This window comes from Niallia sp. FSL R7-0648, assembly GCF_038007005.1.
GTDB lineage: Bacteria > Bacillota > Bacilli > Bacillales > Cytobacillaceae > Niallia > Niallia circulans.
On the sequence record NZ_JBBOWE010000001.1, the window covers coordinates 1,112,579 to 1,129,934 of the forward strand.

Annotated in this window: 13 protein-coding genes; 10 read left to right on the forward strand and 3 right to left on the reverse strand. The window is 35.3% G+C overall.

What is annotated here, in order from left to right:
* Positions 1-7 precede the first annotated feature (7 nt).
* The 5 genes from NSQ89_RS05240 to NSQ89_RS05260 all read left to right on the forward strand — a co-directional run bounded on the left by NSQ89_RS05240 (position 8) and on the right by NSQ89_RS05260 (position 6,202).
* The gene (locus tag NSQ89_RS05240; RefSeq protein ID WP_047941559.1) at positions 8-844 is read left to right on the forward strand and encodes a carbohydrate ABC transporter permease; all 837 of its coding nucleotides are present in this window, start codon (positions 8-10) and stop codon (positions 842-844) included.
* A 16-nt stretch (positions 845-860) separates the two neighbouring features.
* A complete protein-coding gene (locus tag NSQ89_RS05245) occupies positions 861-2,129 on the forward strand; it encodes an arabinan endo-1,5-alpha-L-arabinosidase (protein ID WP_341132340.1) in 1,269 nt (422 codons plus the stop codon).
* A 3-nt stretch (positions 2,130-2,132) separates the two neighbouring features.
* A complete protein-coding gene (locus NSQ89_RS05250; protein WP_047941560.1) occupies positions 2,133-2,756 on the forward strand; it encodes a YesL family protein in 624 nt (207 codons plus the stop codon).
* Between the two features lie 193 nt (positions 2,757-2,949).
* Positions 2,950-3,912 (forward strand): glycoside hydrolase family 43 protein, encoded by a 963-nt coding sequence (locus NSQ89_RS05255; RefSeq protein ID WP_047941561.1) that lies wholly within the window; start codon positions 2,950-2,952, stop codon positions 3,910-3,912.
* 592 nt (positions 3,913-4,504) lie between these two features.
* Positions 4,505-6,202, forward strand: coding sequence for a sigma-54-dependent Fis family transcriptional regulator (locus tag NSQ89_RS05260; RefSeq protein ID WP_341132341.1), 1,698 nt, complete (start codon positions 4,505-4,507; stop codon positions 6,200-6,202).
* 461 nt (positions 6,203-6,663) lie between these two features.
* On the opposite strand, the gene NSQ89_RS05265 is transcribed toward NSQ89_RS05260, so the two are convergent.
* Positions 6,664-7,938 carry an IS110 family transposase gene (locus tag NSQ89_RS05265; protein WP_047945042.1) on the reverse strand — a complete coding sequence of 425 codons (1,275 nt, stop codon included), beginning with the start codon at positions 7,936-7,938 and terminating at the stop codon, positions 6,664-6,666.
* Positions 7,939-8,382: 444 nt separating this feature from the next.
* On the opposite strand from NSQ89_RS05265, the gene NSQ89_RS05270 reads away from it, so the two are divergent.
* From NSQ89_RS05270 to pdxA, 3 genes are read left to right on the forward strand one after another with little or no spacing between them, the layout of a single operon-like run.
* Complete coding sequence (locus NSQ89_RS05270; RefSeq protein WP_047941563.1) at positions 8,383-9,366, forward strand: 2-keto-3-deoxygluconate permease; 984 nt, start codon at positions 8,383-8,385, stop codon at positions 9,364-9,366.
* A gap of 18 nt (positions 9,367-9,384) precedes the next feature.
* Complete coding sequence (locus NSQ89_RS05275; RefSeq protein ID WP_341132342.1) at positions 9,385-10,686, forward strand: four-carbon acid sugar kinase family protein; 1,302 nt, start codon at positions 9,385-9,387, stop codon at positions 10,684-10,686.
* A complete protein-coding gene (gene pdxA / locus NSQ89_RS05280; protein ID WP_047941564.1) occupies positions 10,683-11,684 on the forward strand; it encodes a 4-hydroxythreonine-4-phosphate dehydrogenase PdxA in 1,002 nt (333 codons plus the stop codon). The genes NSQ89_RS05275 and pdxA overlap by 4 nt, the downstream gene beginning before the upstream one ends.
* A gap of 208 nt (positions 11,685-11,892) precedes the next feature.
* On the opposite strand, the gene NSQ89_RS05285 is transcribed toward pdxA, so the two are convergent.
* Positions 11,893-13,506 carry a response regulator transcription factor gene (locus NSQ89_RS05285; protein WP_047941565.1) on the reverse strand — a complete coding sequence of 538 codons (1,614 nt, stop codon included), beginning with the start codon at positions 13,504-13,506 and terminating at the stop codon, positions 11,893-11,895.
* A 3-nt stretch (positions 13,507-13,509) separates the two neighbouring features.
* Complete coding sequence (locus tag NSQ89_RS05290) at positions 13,510-15,213, reverse strand: sensor histidine kinase (RefSeq protein ID WP_341132343.1); 1,704 nt, start codon at positions 15,211-15,213, stop codon at positions 13,510-13,512.
* 236 nt (positions 15,214-15,449) lie between these two features.
* On the opposite strand from NSQ89_RS05290, the gene NSQ89_RS05295 reads away from it, so the two are divergent.
* Both NSQ89_RS05295 and NSQ89_RS05300 read left to right on the forward strand, forming a co-directional pair.
* Positions 15,450-16,412 carry an ABC transporter permease gene (locus NSQ89_RS05295; RefSeq protein WP_217275619.1) on the forward strand — a complete coding sequence of 321 codons (963 nt, stop codon included), beginning with the start codon at positions 15,450-15,452 and terminating at the stop codon, positions 16,410-16,412.
* A 17-nt stretch (positions 16,413-16,429) separates the two neighbouring features.
* Positions 16,430-17,350, forward strand: coding sequence for a carbohydrate ABC transporter permease (locus tag NSQ89_RS05300; RefSeq protein WP_235850429.1), 921 nt, complete (start codon positions 16,430-16,432; stop codon positions 17,348-17,350).
* Positions 17,351-17,356 lie beyond the last annotated feature (6 nt).

The following is a 17,356-nucleotide window of genomic DNA, read 5'->3' on the forward strand; positions in this document are numbered from 1 at the left end:
GTATAGCATGAAAAAGCAAAGGAAAATAACAGATATATTTATTTATTTCATTCTCACCATTGGTTCTCTGTTTATGATTGGACCATTATTATGGATGATTACTACTTCATTAAAAGACAAGACTGGTGTATTTGCCTTACCGCCACAATGGATACCAGATCCCTTCCAGTTTGATGCATACATTAAATTATTTCAGCTTGATACTTTGGGATACGGACTTAAAAATACTATAATTGTCTCTTTAACCGTAACTATTATTGGTACCATAACATCTAGTATGGCTGCTTTTGCTTTTGCGAAACTAAGAATGCCTTTTAAAAATACATTATTTTTAATTTTATTAGCTTCTATTATGATTCCTTATCCAATCATTATGATTCCCCAATTCGTAATGTTTTCTAAAATGGGTTGGGTAGATACACTATTACCATTAATTGTGCCAGGTTTATTTGGAAATATTACGATGATTTTCTTCCTTCGTCAATATCTAACCAATGTGCCTTATTCGTTAATTGAAGCAGCAAAGGTGGATGGAGCGGGTTACCTTCAAATTTTCTTTAAATTGATTTTTCCTGTTATTCGTCCGGCGGTAGCGGCACAATTTATTCTTTGGTTCATGGGTGTGTGGAATGACTATTTAGCACCATTAATCTATCTAAATAGTCCAGAGAAACAAACATTACAAGTAGTAATTGCAAACTTAAAAGCAACTTATGCTATTCAAACGGATTATCCATTGATTATGGCAGGTTCTGTTGTCTCTTTACTTCCAGTATTAATCGTATTCTTGATATTTCAAAAACAGATTATTGAATCAGTTGCCTTATCAGGTGTGAAAGGGTAAACAGGAGGACCAAGCTATGAAAATGAAAGAAGAAACAAAACAGTGCTTAGAATTAATAGAATCATACGGATGGGGAACCTTGGGAACCCATGACCCTACGATTATCAAAGAAGATGATTTCTACTATATGTTTTCAACCGATACACATATCGATAATGCGCCAACTGAGGGGGCGCAAATTAGAAAATCAAAGGATTTAATCCACTGGGATTATGTTGGAACTGCGTTAAAGGCTGTTCCTAAAGAGGCTAAAGAGTGGTCCAAGGCATTAGGCTTATGGGCCCCGGAAGTTATTAACTATAAAGGTCGCTATTATATGTATTATTCCGCTTCCACTTTTGGGAGTACGGTTTCTTGTATTGGATTAGCTACTGCTGACCATTTAGAAGGACCGTGGTGTGATCAAGGGATTGTACTTAAAACAAATCCAGAAATTGCGACACATAATGCGATAGATGCAAATGTAGTAATAGATAAATATGGTGAGTACTGGCTTGGTTATGGATCCTTCTTTGGAGGCATTTACCTTGTCAGACTTAATATGGAAACAGGGATGCCGGTTGCTGATGATGGTTATGGAACATTGCTTGCAATAAGACCAAAAGAAGTAGAAGGTGCGATAGAAGGCGCTTTTATTATCTACAATTCGACATTTGATTATTATTATTTGTTTACTTCTTATGATAGTTTGCATGATAGTTACAATATTCGTGTAGCGAGGTCGAAAGAAATTACTGGTCCTTACGTGGATGTGAACGGTAAAAATATGATAGACACAGAGGATGAACCACATACTATTGGTGTTAAGTTAGTGGGAAGCTATCAGTTTGAACATGATATTGCTTGGATTGGACCAGGTCACAATTCCATTTTTAGCGAAAAGAATAAACAATTTATGGTTCACCATGTTCGTTTAGAGGAATTTTCTCCCTATCATTATGGATTTATACGGGAATTATTTTGGCTAATGAGCGGCTGGCCGGTTGTATCGCCAGAATACTACTATCATACTGAAACACGCAATTATTCTGTTCTGGATCTATTGGGTGATTGGGAATATATTTCTTTTGATGAAGACAGAAGAGTTAAGCATAGTAAAAGGTTTTCTTTAAAAGAGGATAGTCTAACTAAGATTGATTCATTAGGTGATAATCAGTTTACCTTTGTGGATAGAAATTTTGAGTTTGTTATTTTTCCTGTTAAGGATTGGAAAAACAATATAGAGACAATAGCCTTCTCTGGTTTAACAAAATCAGGAGATACTATATTTGGAAAGAGGGTGTAATCTATGGTGTGGTCAAACAAAGTGATGATCGTTCTTGATAGGCTGTTAAGTGTCATCATTCTTAATCTGCTTTGGATTATGGGGAGTATAATTGGGCTTGGAATTTTCGGGATTTTTCCAGCTACCTATGCCCTTAATGTCCTAATTAGAAAAGAGGAGTTTTTCAATGATTTTCCGTCATTTAGAAAGCTTGCGAAGGAATACTTTTCTGCATATAAGCAGAACTTTCTAAAAATGAATGGTGTTGGAATCATTTATTTCCTTGTATTATATGTGCTTTGGATCGATTTACAGCTGGTACGAGGAATGACAGTTGGGGCTGCTATTTTCTATTATCCAGTTCTATGTTTCATTATTTATGTTTTGGCTACTATTCTTTATACATTTCCAATAGCCATATATACGCATGGTACGTTTAAGGAGAAAGCAAAATTAGTATTGAGTTTACCATTATTACTGCCTTTACATACAGTATTTAGTTTACTCTTCTTGTTAGTACTTTTAGCAGTAGCTTATAAGTATAGTATTGTAATACCACTATTTTTAATTAGTACCTATTTTTTATGTGTGGATAAGTTCATATCAGGAGAATTAGTCAAAAAAAGAATTATAAGAGGTTTTGAATAGATACATAGAACGCTAAAGGAATTGTTATTAGATGGAAATCAGACCAATGGCAGATTGAAAGTGATTGCATCTGCAGTTCTTAAATTTCTTAATCAGATAAGTCTTAAGATAATCACGTCTATGGTTATGGGATAATTTGATGGGAGATAATCTTTTTAGTTTGAAATGTAATGGATAAAAAGGAGAGAGTAAGATGACGAATGTTAAGACAGTTCATTATAACAACCCAATTGTTTTACAAAGAGCAGATCCTTGGGTATATAAACACACAGATGGCTACTATTATTTCACTGGTTCTGTCCCTGGCTATCAGAAAATAGAAGTCCGCAGAGCTAGAACATTAAATGGGCTGAAAAATGGTGAAAGTGCATTTGTTTGGCATGCTCATTCAACAGGCCCATTAAGCTCTTTAATTTGGGCTCCGGAAATTCATTTTATCCGTGGAAAATGGTACATCTATTTTGCCGCAGCAGAGTATGATTACCCTAAAAATGGGATTTTTCAGCATCGTATGTTTGTACTTGAATGCGCTGATGAAAACCCTCTAACTGGAAAATGGATTGAAAAGGGTCAAGTAAAAACGGCTCAGGAAAGTTTTAGTTTAGATGCAACTGTGTTTGAATTGCACGACAAGCTTTATTATGTGTGGGCACAAAAGGAACCGGCTATTCCAGGAAATTCTAATCTATATCTATCTGAAATGGAAAATCCTTGGACCTTAAAAGGGAAGCAGTTATTATTATCTATTCCTGAATACTCTTGGGAGAAAATCGGATTTTTAGTGAATGAAGGTCCTGCGGTGTTGATTAGAAATGGAAAAGTCATCATAACCTATTCAGCTAGTGCAACCGATGAAAATTATTGCATGGGAATGCTTTGGGCCGATATAAATTCCGATTTATTAGATGGATATTCTTGGACTAAATTAGATAAGCCAGTTTTTAGCAGCGCCCCAGAGAATCAACAATATGGACCAGGACATAATAGCTTTACTATTAGTGAAGATGGAAGGGAAGATGTTCTTATCTATCATGCAAGACCATATACAGAAATAGAGGGAGATCCTTTGAATAATCCAGATCGCCACGCGAGGGCACAAGTATTTACTTGGGATGAGAATGGGCTTCCAGTGTTTGGTAAACCGATTAAGGATTAGGAGATATACTAAGAGTCTAAAAAAAGAAAAAGGCTGGGATATAAGTATTAATTAAATTTAATCCCGAACAATTATACGTACACACTAAAAAACATTCGTATAATTGTTTGGGTTTTTTATTTATTTTAAGAAAGAAGCTTTGTGGTAATCTCACGCAGTCTGAATACACCTCGCTTCCCATGGGGCTACGTCTGAGTCTCCGCGTCACTAAACTGCACCCCAATTATTGGACACCACAAGAGCTGGGGTTTTTGTATGGATAAAAGATAACGGTGGAGCATAGAAGGTTGCTTCCCAGCGCAACGTGTGTCTGTAGTGTAATGTAATGGAACAAATTGGTTTCATTATTAATATAGAGATTGTCCGTCTTTAACCATTAATTATCCTAATCTTTTCAAGTATAAGACCAGATATGCATCCTTCAGTTAGAAGGTAAGACTGTCTGTTGCGGCATGGAACTTGTCTTTTACTTGACTTGTTTTTTTAAAAGTTTCTATTTACTTGTCAGTATCTAGTAAATTATGAACGAAACTTGACATCTAGACATAATTCTTTCAATGTATAAAGTAATAAATAATAATAGGTGAATAAAATGGGAATTAAAACGTTATTAATTGCTCCTTATCCTGCTTTGGAGCATGTGATGGAAGAATGCATAAAAGTAGAACCTGAACTTAATATGAAAATTGAATTGGCCAATCTTCAAGAAGCAATTCCAATTGCAAAGGAGGCTGAAAAACAGGGCATTGAGGTTATTATAAGTCGTGGGGGGACTGCTCAATTAATAGAGCAAGAAGTGACTATTCCAGTTGTTGACATACATGTTTCTGGTTATGATATGCTCCGTGTCTTGACCCTGGCAAATGATTATCCAGGCAAGAAAGCGATTGTGGGTTTTTCTAACATTACAATGGGCGCGAAGGCGATAACGGACTTGTTAGAAATACCTATTGAAGTATTTACAATCGAGGATGCTATTGAAGTTGATCCATTAGTCAATCAATTGAAAATAGATGGATATCAATTAATTATTGGAGATGTTATTACTCGTGATGCGGCCGCTAAATATAATCTAGAAGGAATACTAATACAATCAGGCAGAGAGGCAATATTTGAAGCCATTAAAGAAGTGAAGAGCATCTACCGAATGCTGAGAAAGCAGCGTTTTCAAATGACTATTATGCAAACCATTATAGAGAGACAGTTTTCGGATGTCATTGTAATGAATCGTGATGGAAATATTGTCTATGAAAATTGGAAACGATTTAGTGATTCCCCGCTTTCGGTCAAAAAAATGATAAATATCATTCAACAAAAAAGTGATAGTAAAGAAGAATTAGATATCATTGAAACGAATCAGTATAAACGAGTAAAACAGATGATGATTCCTATAAAGATAGAAGGGGAACTTCATTATTTATTTGCCTTTTCTTCTATGAAAGATTTAGTACTGGATAACTCCTTACATATTATAGATGTACCAACTCCGCCAGTTATCCTTTCTAAAAGTGATAGTATGAAGAGGTGCATAGAAAAGATTCAAAGTAATCTTAGCAGGAATGGCTGGATACTTATTGGGAAATCTGGCACAGGAAAAAAGTTAATCACCAAATGGATTCATTTCCAAAAAAATAGAGGAAATGGTCTTTTAGCAGTTATGTCTGCCAAAGCATTTATAAATATGAACCAACAGTTGGATCCTGATATAAAAACGATTTATTTGAATGAAATAGAGATGTTAAGCCTGGAAGAGTTAAGGATATTTGTTGGAAAAGTAAAGAGTAATTACAATAATGTCATCACAATTATAATAGCGATGGAGACGTCAGGCATAAATGGGTATACTGCTCTTCCGTATCTCGAATTTATCCGAGTTGATTTACCAATTTTGGTTGAACGTAAAGAGGATATCAGACCATTAGTGACCCACTTTTTAACTGCATTTCATTCTGAATTTGGCACCTCAGCAATCAAGATAAAGGAAGATGCATGGCAAGTGTTGGAATCTTATTCTTGGCCAGGAAATGTTGAAGAATTATATCTACTTATTCATGATGCTGTTAAGGAAGAAAAAGGGTTTGTAATAGGGAAAGGGTTGATACAACAGCTTCTTGGAGAGAGGTTGAATAAAATGGAAACTATGGATAATAAATATTTACAAGGTACATTAGAGGAAATAGAAAAAAGAATTATTGACGCCGTCATGGAAGAAGAACATTATAATCAAACAAAAGTTGCTGAAAGACTCGGGATTAATCGAACAACTTTGTGGAGAAAACTGAAACAATAACAGTTTCAGTTCAGCTTGTCGACAAAAAGATATTGGAGAAGTAAAAATGCATTTTCATGCGTTGCTTGGAGTGGAGGGGGTGAGACTCCCTCGAGGAAAGTTGATATACCAACGTTTACAGCGTTATTTTTTTAGTCCAATATTTTTTTAGGAAAACTCTTTGAATCATATTTTAACTAACTATTCCATTAATTATAATATTTGGTAAGTAAGTGGACGCGACGCTAGAGCCAATAGGGATTTATTGACAAATATACACTATTAGATGCATCCGGTATCTCTACTCTTCTTATGAGGACGTACCCTCCCATGTCTCTTAGCGTCGCGCGCTTACATTCCTTCGTTTGGTCTCATCATAAGGCAGAGGCTGGCATCATGCTCCTGTATGGACTCTAAGTCGTAAGTCTCTCTAAAAGCCAGCTTTCCTGTCATCTTTTTGAATATAACCGTCTTATAGATTTTTATTTGGGTTGGAGGATAGAGAGATCTTGTCTCATTCGCTCCTTATCAAACAGTACTTCTTGCTGACAAAGTCCATGAAAAATCTTTAACATTTTATTACATAGAACGACTAATGCTTCTTTCTTCTTCAAAGGGTTTTCTTTTCTAGAGATATAATACTGATATAAATCATAAAAGGTTTCATTATTTCTAATCAAAGGCAAGACAGCACGATAGAGAAGGGCTCGCAGCTTTCTTCTCCCTCTTTTGGAGATTCGCTTTTGTCCAATCATCTTTCCAGAAGAGTTCTCTCGTAAGGTTAATCCCGCTAATTTAATAAGTTGGCGTGGATGTTTATAATGCTTGAGAGAACCCACTTCTGCTAGTAAATCTATAACGGTAGTTTCCCCAATGCCAGGGATTGATAATAAATAATGATATTCCGCTTGTTGCTCTGCTAGTGTCTTTAAACTTTCATTTACCTGTTCTAATTGCTTTGTCAGAAGTTCGTATTGAGTAATTAAAGAGTAAATTTCTATACGAGCCATATTGGAGCCTTCTGTTAATCCAATAGATTGTACCGCCACTCTCTTTAGTTGTGCTATTTTAGGTCTTGCTGGATACTTTAGTTTTTCCTTTTCCAAGTATAAAAGGACTAACTCCTCGATTTCTTTTTCCATTAAGTCTACTGGTAAAGGGGTATGTTTTAATATGGCACATGCATTCAGCCCTAAATCTTTAAATGCTACTTTAAATTCAGGAAAGTAACGATCCGTCCAGCGAATGATACGATTCTTCACTTTCGAAATGTCCTTTTTCAGATTCCACCGAATAGAGGAACCTTCTCTAAGCTCTGCTTCTATTCCTTCTATTTGACGAGGATCACTAAAGTATCCATTGGTTATTAGTTTAGCAATGACTCTCGCATCCTTCTTATCATTCTTCGTTTGTAAGTTATCATCCAACTCCTTGGAACGATTCACATGTAGAGGATTGACCATGACAAAACGAATATCATTTTGGGTAAGAAAAGCAGCTAAATTCATCCAATAGTGCCCAGTAGGCTCGAATCCAATCAATAAATCATCCTTTTGATGAATTGCCTTTAGATTTTGAAGCTTGAGATAAAATTGATGAAAACCATGATGAGACTGGTGGATAGAAAAAGAGGTACTTAACTCAACCCCTCGATCGTCCACCGCACATGCATAGTGTGTATTTTTAGCAATGTCAATTCCAATGATTAAAGTGGAAGTAGACACTTGATTTAAACGGTGATTACGGGTATTATTCATAATAGATTCTCCTTCTGACGCTGTGTTGATTGGTCTCAATATAAGCATCATAAAGGAGGATCTTTTTTTGTGCAATACCACAGAAACTAATCCCACAGGAATGCTCCTGTGGGATTAGCGAGACAGTCTGAGACCCTGCAGGCTGAAAGCCGAAGCGGCTCAGCGCGAGCCCCACGGAAAGCGAACCCCCGGAGCGGAAAGTAACGTCTAAATTCAAAGAGATTAATAAATATACTTTACTCAAACTTCTATTTCCAAAATACAGGAGTTTGTCTACAGTCTGAACTGAAACAATAACAGTTTCAGTTTTTTTATTTTTTTGTTTCATTTTGCAACGTTTTATACTAATTCTATTGTGGTAATAGTTGAAAGCAGTTACAATTTTATTTGTAAACGATTACTTGTTGTTTAAAATTGAAACGTATAAAAAGGAGTGTTAAAATTATGAAGATTAAAGAGACGTTAGAACGGATTCCTGGAGGGATGATGGTAGTTCCGTTGCTAATTGCAGCACTATTAAATACATTTGCTCCAAACCTTCTCAGAATCGGGAATTTTACAGAGGCTTTATTTGTTAATGGATCATCTACTTTAATTGCATTATTTCTATTGTGTACGGGAGCGCAAATAAATGTAAAGTCATTTGGGGTATCTGTTGGGAAAGGGGCTACATTATTAATCACAAAATGGGTTGTTGGTGCAGCCTTTGGATTACTAGCGTATCTATTTGCTGGAGATAATGGTCTTTGGTTTGGTTTAGCTCCTATTGCAGTAATTGCCGCTATGACAAACAGTAATGGAGGATTATTTGTTGCTTTAGTTGGGCAATACGGAAGTAAGGAAGACAGAGCTGCGTATTCCTTATTAGCTCTTAATGATGGACCATTTTTGACAATGGTTGCTCTATCCATTTTTGGTGCAATGGGATTTGTGGACGGTTTATTTTCTATTACTTCTTTTATCTCTGTGCTTCTTCCGATCATAGTTGGGATGGTATTAGGTAATTTAGATGATAAAATGAGAGATTTCTTAGATAGTGGAAGTTCTATGTTAATTCCATTCTTTGCTTTTTCTCTCGGTATGGGCATCAATTTTTCTGCCATTCTTGAAGGTGGCTTGGCTGGTATTATTCTAGGCTTATTAACCGTTTTTGTAACTGGAACTGCTGGTTACTATGTGTTCAAGCTTTTAAAATGGAATCCGATTGTTGGAGCTGCTGAGGGCTCCACAGCTGGTAATGCGGTTGCTACACCTGCTGTAATTGCCGCTGCAAATGCTAGTTTTGCGTCAGTGGTCGATATTGCAACAGTACAGGTGGCCGCATCGGTGGTAACCACGGCAATACTGCTTCCAATCTATGTAGGTTTCTTAGTGAAAAGATTAGAAAAAAAAGGATATAAGTTTGAGGAACAAGGTATCAAAATGTAAGGTAAGGATGTGTTCGACGTGAAAAACAAAATGGGGATTATTTCTGATGATTTAACAGGCGCTAACGATTCTGGTGTGCAGCTGGCAATAAAAAAATTATCTACTAGTGTTGTGTTTGATTATAAAAATTTATCTAAAGATATGGTCTCTGATGTTCTAATAGTAGATACGGACAGTAGAGCGAAAGAGGAAGAGGATGCATATAAGGCAGTAGTAGAGGCAGCATCCTTTCTCAAAAGAAACGGGTATAAACATATTTATAAGAAGGTAGATTCCACGTTAAGAGGCAATTTAGAGGCAGAACTGGCAGCGCTAGAATCTGTTTATAAACCAGATATGATTGTTATTGCGCCGGCCTATCCTAAAATGAGACGTCAAACCATCAATGGACACCATTTTGTAGACGGTAAAATCATTACAGAAACCGAATTTTCCAATGATCCGAAGACACCTGTACAGGAATCGTTTTTGCCAAAGCTTTTAAATTCGAAAAATAACAGGAAAATTACATTGGTTAATAAGGAAGTTTGGCACAAGTCTAAAGAGGAGATAAACAGTTTTATACAATCATCCTTAGTGGAAGGGAATAAATGGTTTGTTTGTGATGCCGAATCTGAGGAGGATCTCATAAATATTGCTAAACTATTTTCTGAGCAAAATAAATCGATTATTTGGGCAGGATCTGCTGGACTGATAGAATATCTGCCGGGAATGCTGCATTTAATGCCTTCATCAGTAAAAGAACAGGAAGATATGGAAATCCAAACTACTTTGATCGTATCTGGAAGCTTATCTCCCGTAACGAAAAAACAATTATATAAGGTTGATAGACTGCAAGATTCTTATTTTATGCAGGTTGACCCTGTGGATTTAATAAATGGTAGCTATAGGCTGGATGAGTTTATGGAAATAATCCAGCAGAATAAAGAACACAACCATTTTGTACTTTATGTAGAAGCGGATGATGACAATAGAAAGCGTGCCATTGAAGCAGGTAAGATACTAGGATTAAGTAAAAATGATGTTAGTGAAGCAATATCAAATGGATTGGGTATCATTTCAACCCATATAGTAAAAAATGCTCCTTTTATTAAAGGGTTAGTCTTAACAGGCGGAGATACTGCCAAGGCAGTATGTCGTGCGCTGAGAGTAACAGAAATGGATTTATATATGGAAATTGAACCAGGACTTCCTTTTGGAAAAATTAGAACAGAAATGAAAAGCTATTGGGCGGTAACGAAAGCAGGAGGCTTTGGCCAAGAAGATTCATTAATAAAAGCATTAGAGTTTTTAATTAACAATAGAAGGGTGATAGTATGAGTATTGTAAAACCAATTGTAGGGATAACAATGGGAGATGCAGCAGGGGTTGGTCCAGAGATTATTTTAAAAAGTCTCGGTAAAGAGGAAATGTATACGATTAGCAGACCGTTGGTAATCGGTGATAGTAAGATTTTGAATAGAGCCAAACAATTTGTTAATAGTGATTTAGCTATCCAAAATATTTCCGTAGAGGAAATTAACGAAATAACCTATGATTATGGTACTGTTTATTGTTTAGATTTAAATTTATTGGATGAAACACTTCCGGTAGGAAAAGTGGCTCCAGAAGCTGGGAATGCGGCATTTCAATATCTTGCTAAAGCCATTGAGCTTGCAAAAGAAGATAAAATCCATGCAATATGTACAGCACCATTAAATAAAGAGGCATTGCATAAAGGGGGACATAAATATCCAGGCCATACAGAAATCTTAGCTGATCTTACTGGTACTCAAGATTTCTCTATGATGCTGTCTGCTCCGAATTTAAAAGTTATTCATGTTACAACACATGTTGGAATTCTTGATGCGGTTAAGATGATTAATCCCGAACGTGTCTATCATGTTATTAAACTTGCTCATGATACTTTACAAAAGGCAGGTATTTCTAATCCGAAAATTGCTGTTTGCGGCATTAATCCACATGCTGGTGAAAATGGATTATTTGGTTATGGAGAAGAAGAAGAAAAAGTAATTCCTGCTGTAGAAAGAGCACAAAAAGAAGGGATAGAAGCAGTAGGCCCACTTCCGGCAGATACATTATTTTTCCGTACTGTACGTGGGGATTTTGATATTGTAGTAGCAATGTATCACGACCAAGGACACGGTCCAGTGAAAGTACTAGGATTAGATGCCGGAGTGAATATTACCGTTGGTTTGCCAATTATTCGAACAAGCGTAGATCATGGAACGGCATTTGATATCGCAGGTAAAGGGATCGCAGATGAAAAAAGCTTAATGGAAGCAATGCGACAAGCTGTAGAACTAGCTCCTAAATGATAAAGAAAAAGAAGATAAATTTATTAGCTTGTTAATGTATTAGATAGACAAATAAGGCCGGAATTTTATCTTAACATCATCATTCAGTAATTCTAATCATCGCAAGCTGCTGAATTTGAGAAAGCTGGATGTTTTGGTGCTCGATGTAAAAGTTCGGAAGCGCAACTAACCATCAGTGGTAAGGGAAAATACTGATGGTTAGCTTTGTTTATAAAGCGGAGGATTTTTCTTTTCGTCTATATTCAAAAGGAGTGTAATTTGTTTCTTTTTTAAAAAGTTTGGTAAAGTAGGAGTAATTTCCATATCCGACTTTATCTGAGATTATATGTACTGGTAATGTAGTTTGAATGAGTAGCTCCTTAGCGATGTCTACTCTTTTTTTGATGATATAGTTTACAAGAGAGAGTCCAGTTTCTTTCTTAAAAATTCTTGCTATATAATCTGGGCTTAAATATACAATCTTTGCAATATTATCTCTTGTAATATTCTCATGATAATGTTCATCAATATAGTCACAAATTGTATTAACAACGGTTTTCTGAGAGTGAATAAAATCTACATATTGCAGCGAAATATCAACTAAGTAAGTAATATAAATCATCATATCATCGATTGAACGCAATGATTGTGTTTGTAAAAAGTTATTTGTATTTCCATCAAATAATTTGTGTGCAAGCACTTCCTTCTTTTTTAAGTGTGTAAATAACAATTGTGTAATATCCAAACGGAAATTACATAAAACATCAAGATTAAGAGCGTTTGATTCTTTCAAGTGAATTAAATACTGTCGACATTTAGCTAAAAAGCTTTGTTTGTTTCCATTTTGCAGATACTTCTCTAAAATAGCTAAATTAGGTTCTGTGTAACTAGTGACTGTTATCTCATAAGATAGAAAGTGCTGAACAGAATTTCTAAACTCAATCATATCGTCACTTTTTCGCTGGAGCTGCTTTACTGCTGACTGAATGTTGACTAACGGAGCAGGAAAACCAATACTAAAACGACTATCTATTGACAGCTCCTCCTTAAGCGTATGGATTAAGTTCTTGCATAATGAAACGAATGAGGTTTGTTCATCACTTTTTTTTAAAAGAAGTACATAGCTTTCTTTATTAATATCAAGGGTGACTATACTCTCTAAAGAAAAGCGCTTTTCTTTAAGGGTAGAGTTTAAATGGACAATTAGTTTAGAAACCAATGCTTTATCTATTTCAAAAATAGGCGTGCTGTTTTCTTTAAAAGACATATGATAAGGAAATATATTTAGTAAAATGGGCAAAAAATAGTCTTCTGTAGAATAATTTAAATGATTTTTTAGTAATTGTTCTTCTAGGTCTGCTTGAAGCCACTCATGGTTTCTTAAATATGAACTCCAAAAATGATCTACTAGCTTTTGTTTGTTCTGCTGCCAATACTGACCTACTTGGATGGCCTGTTGACTTTGTTGATTGGCTTTTACTTTCTTAATCGCTTTTAATATACTGAATTCTAATTTATCGATTTCAATTGGTTTTAAATAGTATTCAAAGCTCTGAAGCTCAATCGCCTTTTGGGCATAATGAAAATCAGCAAAATTAGTTAAGAAAATGGTCTGGATTGTATAGCCTTCTTGCCGCACCCATGCCAATAATTCGAGGCCGCTACCTTGCGGCATTTCAATATCTGAAATAAGCAAATGAATGCTTTGTTTTTTAAATATATTCTTTGCTTGGCGGATATTATGGGCCGTATAGACTCGCTCAATTCCTAGATTCTCCCAATTGACCTTCTCCTTTAATAAGGCAACGACAAAGCGATCATCATCTACAACTAAGACATTCATTGTTTATTCCTCCATTAATTGAGTTGGGATAACTAATTGAACAATCGTTCCACTTTCGATTCCGTTTGAAAAGGAAATGGAAAAACTATTCCCATAAAGCATTTGAAGCCTTTGAATGACATTGTTTATTCCAATTTGCCTGCCATTAATTTCTGAAATGGGCAGTTGGTTTTCGAGTTTATCTAGTATATCTGATGGATAGCCAGGGCCATTATCTTTTATCGTAATATTCATTTTTTGTTCAGCTTTCAAAGTGGATATGTTTAGAGAAATAATAAGTGTATCCTCGTCGTTTATAGCTGAATGTCCGTGTTTGATGCTATTTTCAATAAAAGTTTGCAGAATCAATGGCGGGATTTGTACTTCCCCCACGTCTAAAGCAAAGGATGTTTCAAATTGGAAAGTCGGTCCGTGTAATAATTGTTGAATAGCAAGATAATCGTGGATATGATCCAGTTCCCTTTTTAATGAAACAAAATGGAGATTTGTTTGAAAAAGATAGCGAAAGTAACGGGATGTAGCAATGGACATTTTTTTGATTTCTGCAAACATCTGCATTTCCGCCATACTGTGAATACTTGATAAACAATTAATATAAAAATGTGGCTTAATCTGTAATCGCAAAAAATCCATCTCTATTTTTTTCTTTTCAAGCTCTTGTTCATAAATATTAATTTTTAACTTTTTTATTTCTTGAATAAGGTTTTTAAATTGGGTGTTAGCTTGCTCCAGCTCCACGATACTGCTACTTTCAAAATCAATCATATTGGTACTATTGTTTAGTTCAGATAGATTTTTAGAGAATTTTTGAATAGGGAAGATTAACCGATTTTTAATATAAACCAAAATGAAAAATAAGATAATGCTAATAACAATGGTAGCTAAAATTAAGATGAATTGTGTAATAACAACATGTTTAAATGCTCCAAAATGATCTACGTTTATTTGTAGACTAAATGGCAATAAAGTTTGTTTTTCTTGAAACCGTAACTTACTTGTAAAAAAGTCATAGGATGCTGCGTCGTTTGCTGTTGACTGATTGGTGGTTAAAATTGTTCTTCTCTCTTGCTTCATTACGATGGAGCCATTTCTCCCTAAATTAAAGTTTTCTAGAGGCTTTAATAGGTCTTCAGCAGAAACTAGGCAAACAAAAATCCGATTTTCATAGCTTAATAGATGATAAAAATAAAAGGCGCCGTTTATTTTTATTGCTTTCCAAGTGCTAAAGTTTTCATATGTATGCAGAGAGTCATTTTTAGAGAAAAAGTAATTCTTTATTTGTAAATAATCTTGATAAGGCAGTTTAATTGGTGATGCATTGGTAAAAAAGGATTCTCTTTTTAGACCGAGAAAGAACTGAAACTCTTTACCTGTCGAGTATTGAAAGTCAATTATACGCGTTCGAAAATTAGTTAAGTCTCGGGGGAATTCGTCCATCTTCATGTTTTCTTCCATTTCTTCAATTAATGGCTCGTGCACGACCGTCCAAATCATAAAGTGGTCAACTGCTTTTAAGTTGGTACGCACATTCTCCATATAAAGATTGACCGTATTGGTAATCGTCTCAATGCTTTGTTTTCGTGTAATGGAGATGGTTAACATGCTAATAAACATGTTGATTAGTAAGATAATGACCATAATGATTAACAGTACTTTTAAATAGTAATTGATCGATCGGGATGGGTTTTTATCAATAAAACGGACCATTTACTCATCTCCCATGCTTATTATCATTATATTAATTTGTCAAACTATTTCTAGCAGTATTCCGTCAGAAAAATATAAAAAAGACAGAAAAATAACGGAATACTGCTATTTCTTCGTGTAATTAGAAAGGAATGATAAAATCTATCCTGTTTAGTATTATTTCAGGTCGGTATAGCTCTATTTTTATTGAATGCGCTTTCATATAATGATTATATCAAACAAAGGAGGTGGAAGAGTTGAAAAGTACGATAGCTACGGAAAAAAACACGCAAGTAACACCAAATATTCCAAACAAAATAAGACACATAAAGCAAATCAAAAAAAGTCTGCCCTTATATGTGTTGCTTCTGCCTACTCTCATTCTATTAATTTGTTTTACGTATATTCCGATGTATGGAATTATCATGGCATTTAAGGATTATTCTCCCGCTCTTGGAATTTGGAATAGTCCTTGGGTTGGAATGAAGCATTTTATCCAGTACTTTCATTCCTACCAATTTGGTTTAACGGTGAAAAACACCTTATATATTAGTTTATATAGTCTGTTAGTTGGGTTTCCTCTGCCGATAGCTTTAGCCATCCTCTGTAACCAAATGCGTATTGGCATGTTTAAAAAGGTTTTTCAAGTTACAACGTACTTGCCGCATTTTATTTCTACAATGGTAATGTGCGGGATGATATTAATTTTTTTATCACCGAGTACTGGGCTTATCGCAAATGTTCTATCTTTATTTGGGATGGAAATGCCGAACCTGTTATCAAAGCCAGCACTATTTAGCAGTGTATATGTGTGGAGTGATGTATGGCAGCATTTAGGCTGGGATAGTATTATTTTTTTGGCTGCCTTGTCAGCAATTGACCCAACTTATTATGAAGCTGCAACAATGGACGGCGCAAGCAGAATTCAAAAAATTATTCATATCGATTTACCGCTTATTATGCCTACGGCTATGATTCTATTAATTTTGCGTGCCGGCAGTCTTTTGAGTGTTGGCTTCGAAAAAGTATTATTATTACAAAATCCATTAAATTTAACGGGCAGTGAGGTTATCTCCACCTATGTATATAAAGTGGGGATGCAGAACTTCCAGTATAGTCTTTCCACAGCAATTGGGCTATTTAATACGGTAGTTAATGTAATCATATTACTTTTTGTCAATTGGCTTTCAAAGAAGCTTACGAAAACAAGTTTATTGTAGGAGGGGGGGCATTAGAATTGGAAGGAACACTTATTCAAAAATTCAATAAAAAGTTAAAAAGGAAAAAAAGGTGGAATGATCGCTTATTTGACATAGCTGTTTACACAATTGCTATTTTAATGATTTCAATGATTGTATATCCTCTCTGGTTTATTATTATTGCTTCATTTAGTAATCCAACAGATGTAACCAATGGGAATGTATGGTTTTGGCCAAAAGAGTGGCGCTTGGATGGCTATATTGAATTATTTAAGCAGGAGATTATTTGGAGATCGTATGTCAATACGATTATTTATACAGCAGCAGGGACGATTATTGCCATAATTGTTAATATTCCTGCCGGATATGCTTTATCAAGGTCTGACTTATTCGGGAAAAAGTGGCTTTCTATTTTTATCCTAATTCCTATGTTCGTCAGCGGGGGCTTGGTACCAACCTATTTAGTCGTAAAAGGCTTTGGATTACTTGATACCTTTTGGGTAATGGTATTGCCTTTTGCAGTGTCTTCCTTTCATATTATTATCGCTCGAACATTCTTCAAAAATAGTATCCCTGATACATTGTGGGAAGCCGCTCAAATTGATGGCTGCGGAACCATACGCTACTTTCTAACGATTGTGCTGCCATTATCAAAAGCCATTTTAGCTGTAATTGGATTGTGGACGGCTGTTGGTATTTGGAATTCATGGTTTAATGCATTAATTTATATTTCGAACGAAGACTTACAGCCACTCCAATTAGTGTTGAGAAGAATCTTAATTTCCAATGAATCCTTACTTGGTACTGCATCTGGTGAACTCGCATCGGAATTGAGAAGATTATCTGAAATGATGAAATATGCAGCGATTGTTGTATCAACTGCACCAATTATGTGCTTATATCCATTTTTACAGAAATATTTTAATCAAGGTGTCATGGTTGGTTCCATTAAAGAATAAGAGAGG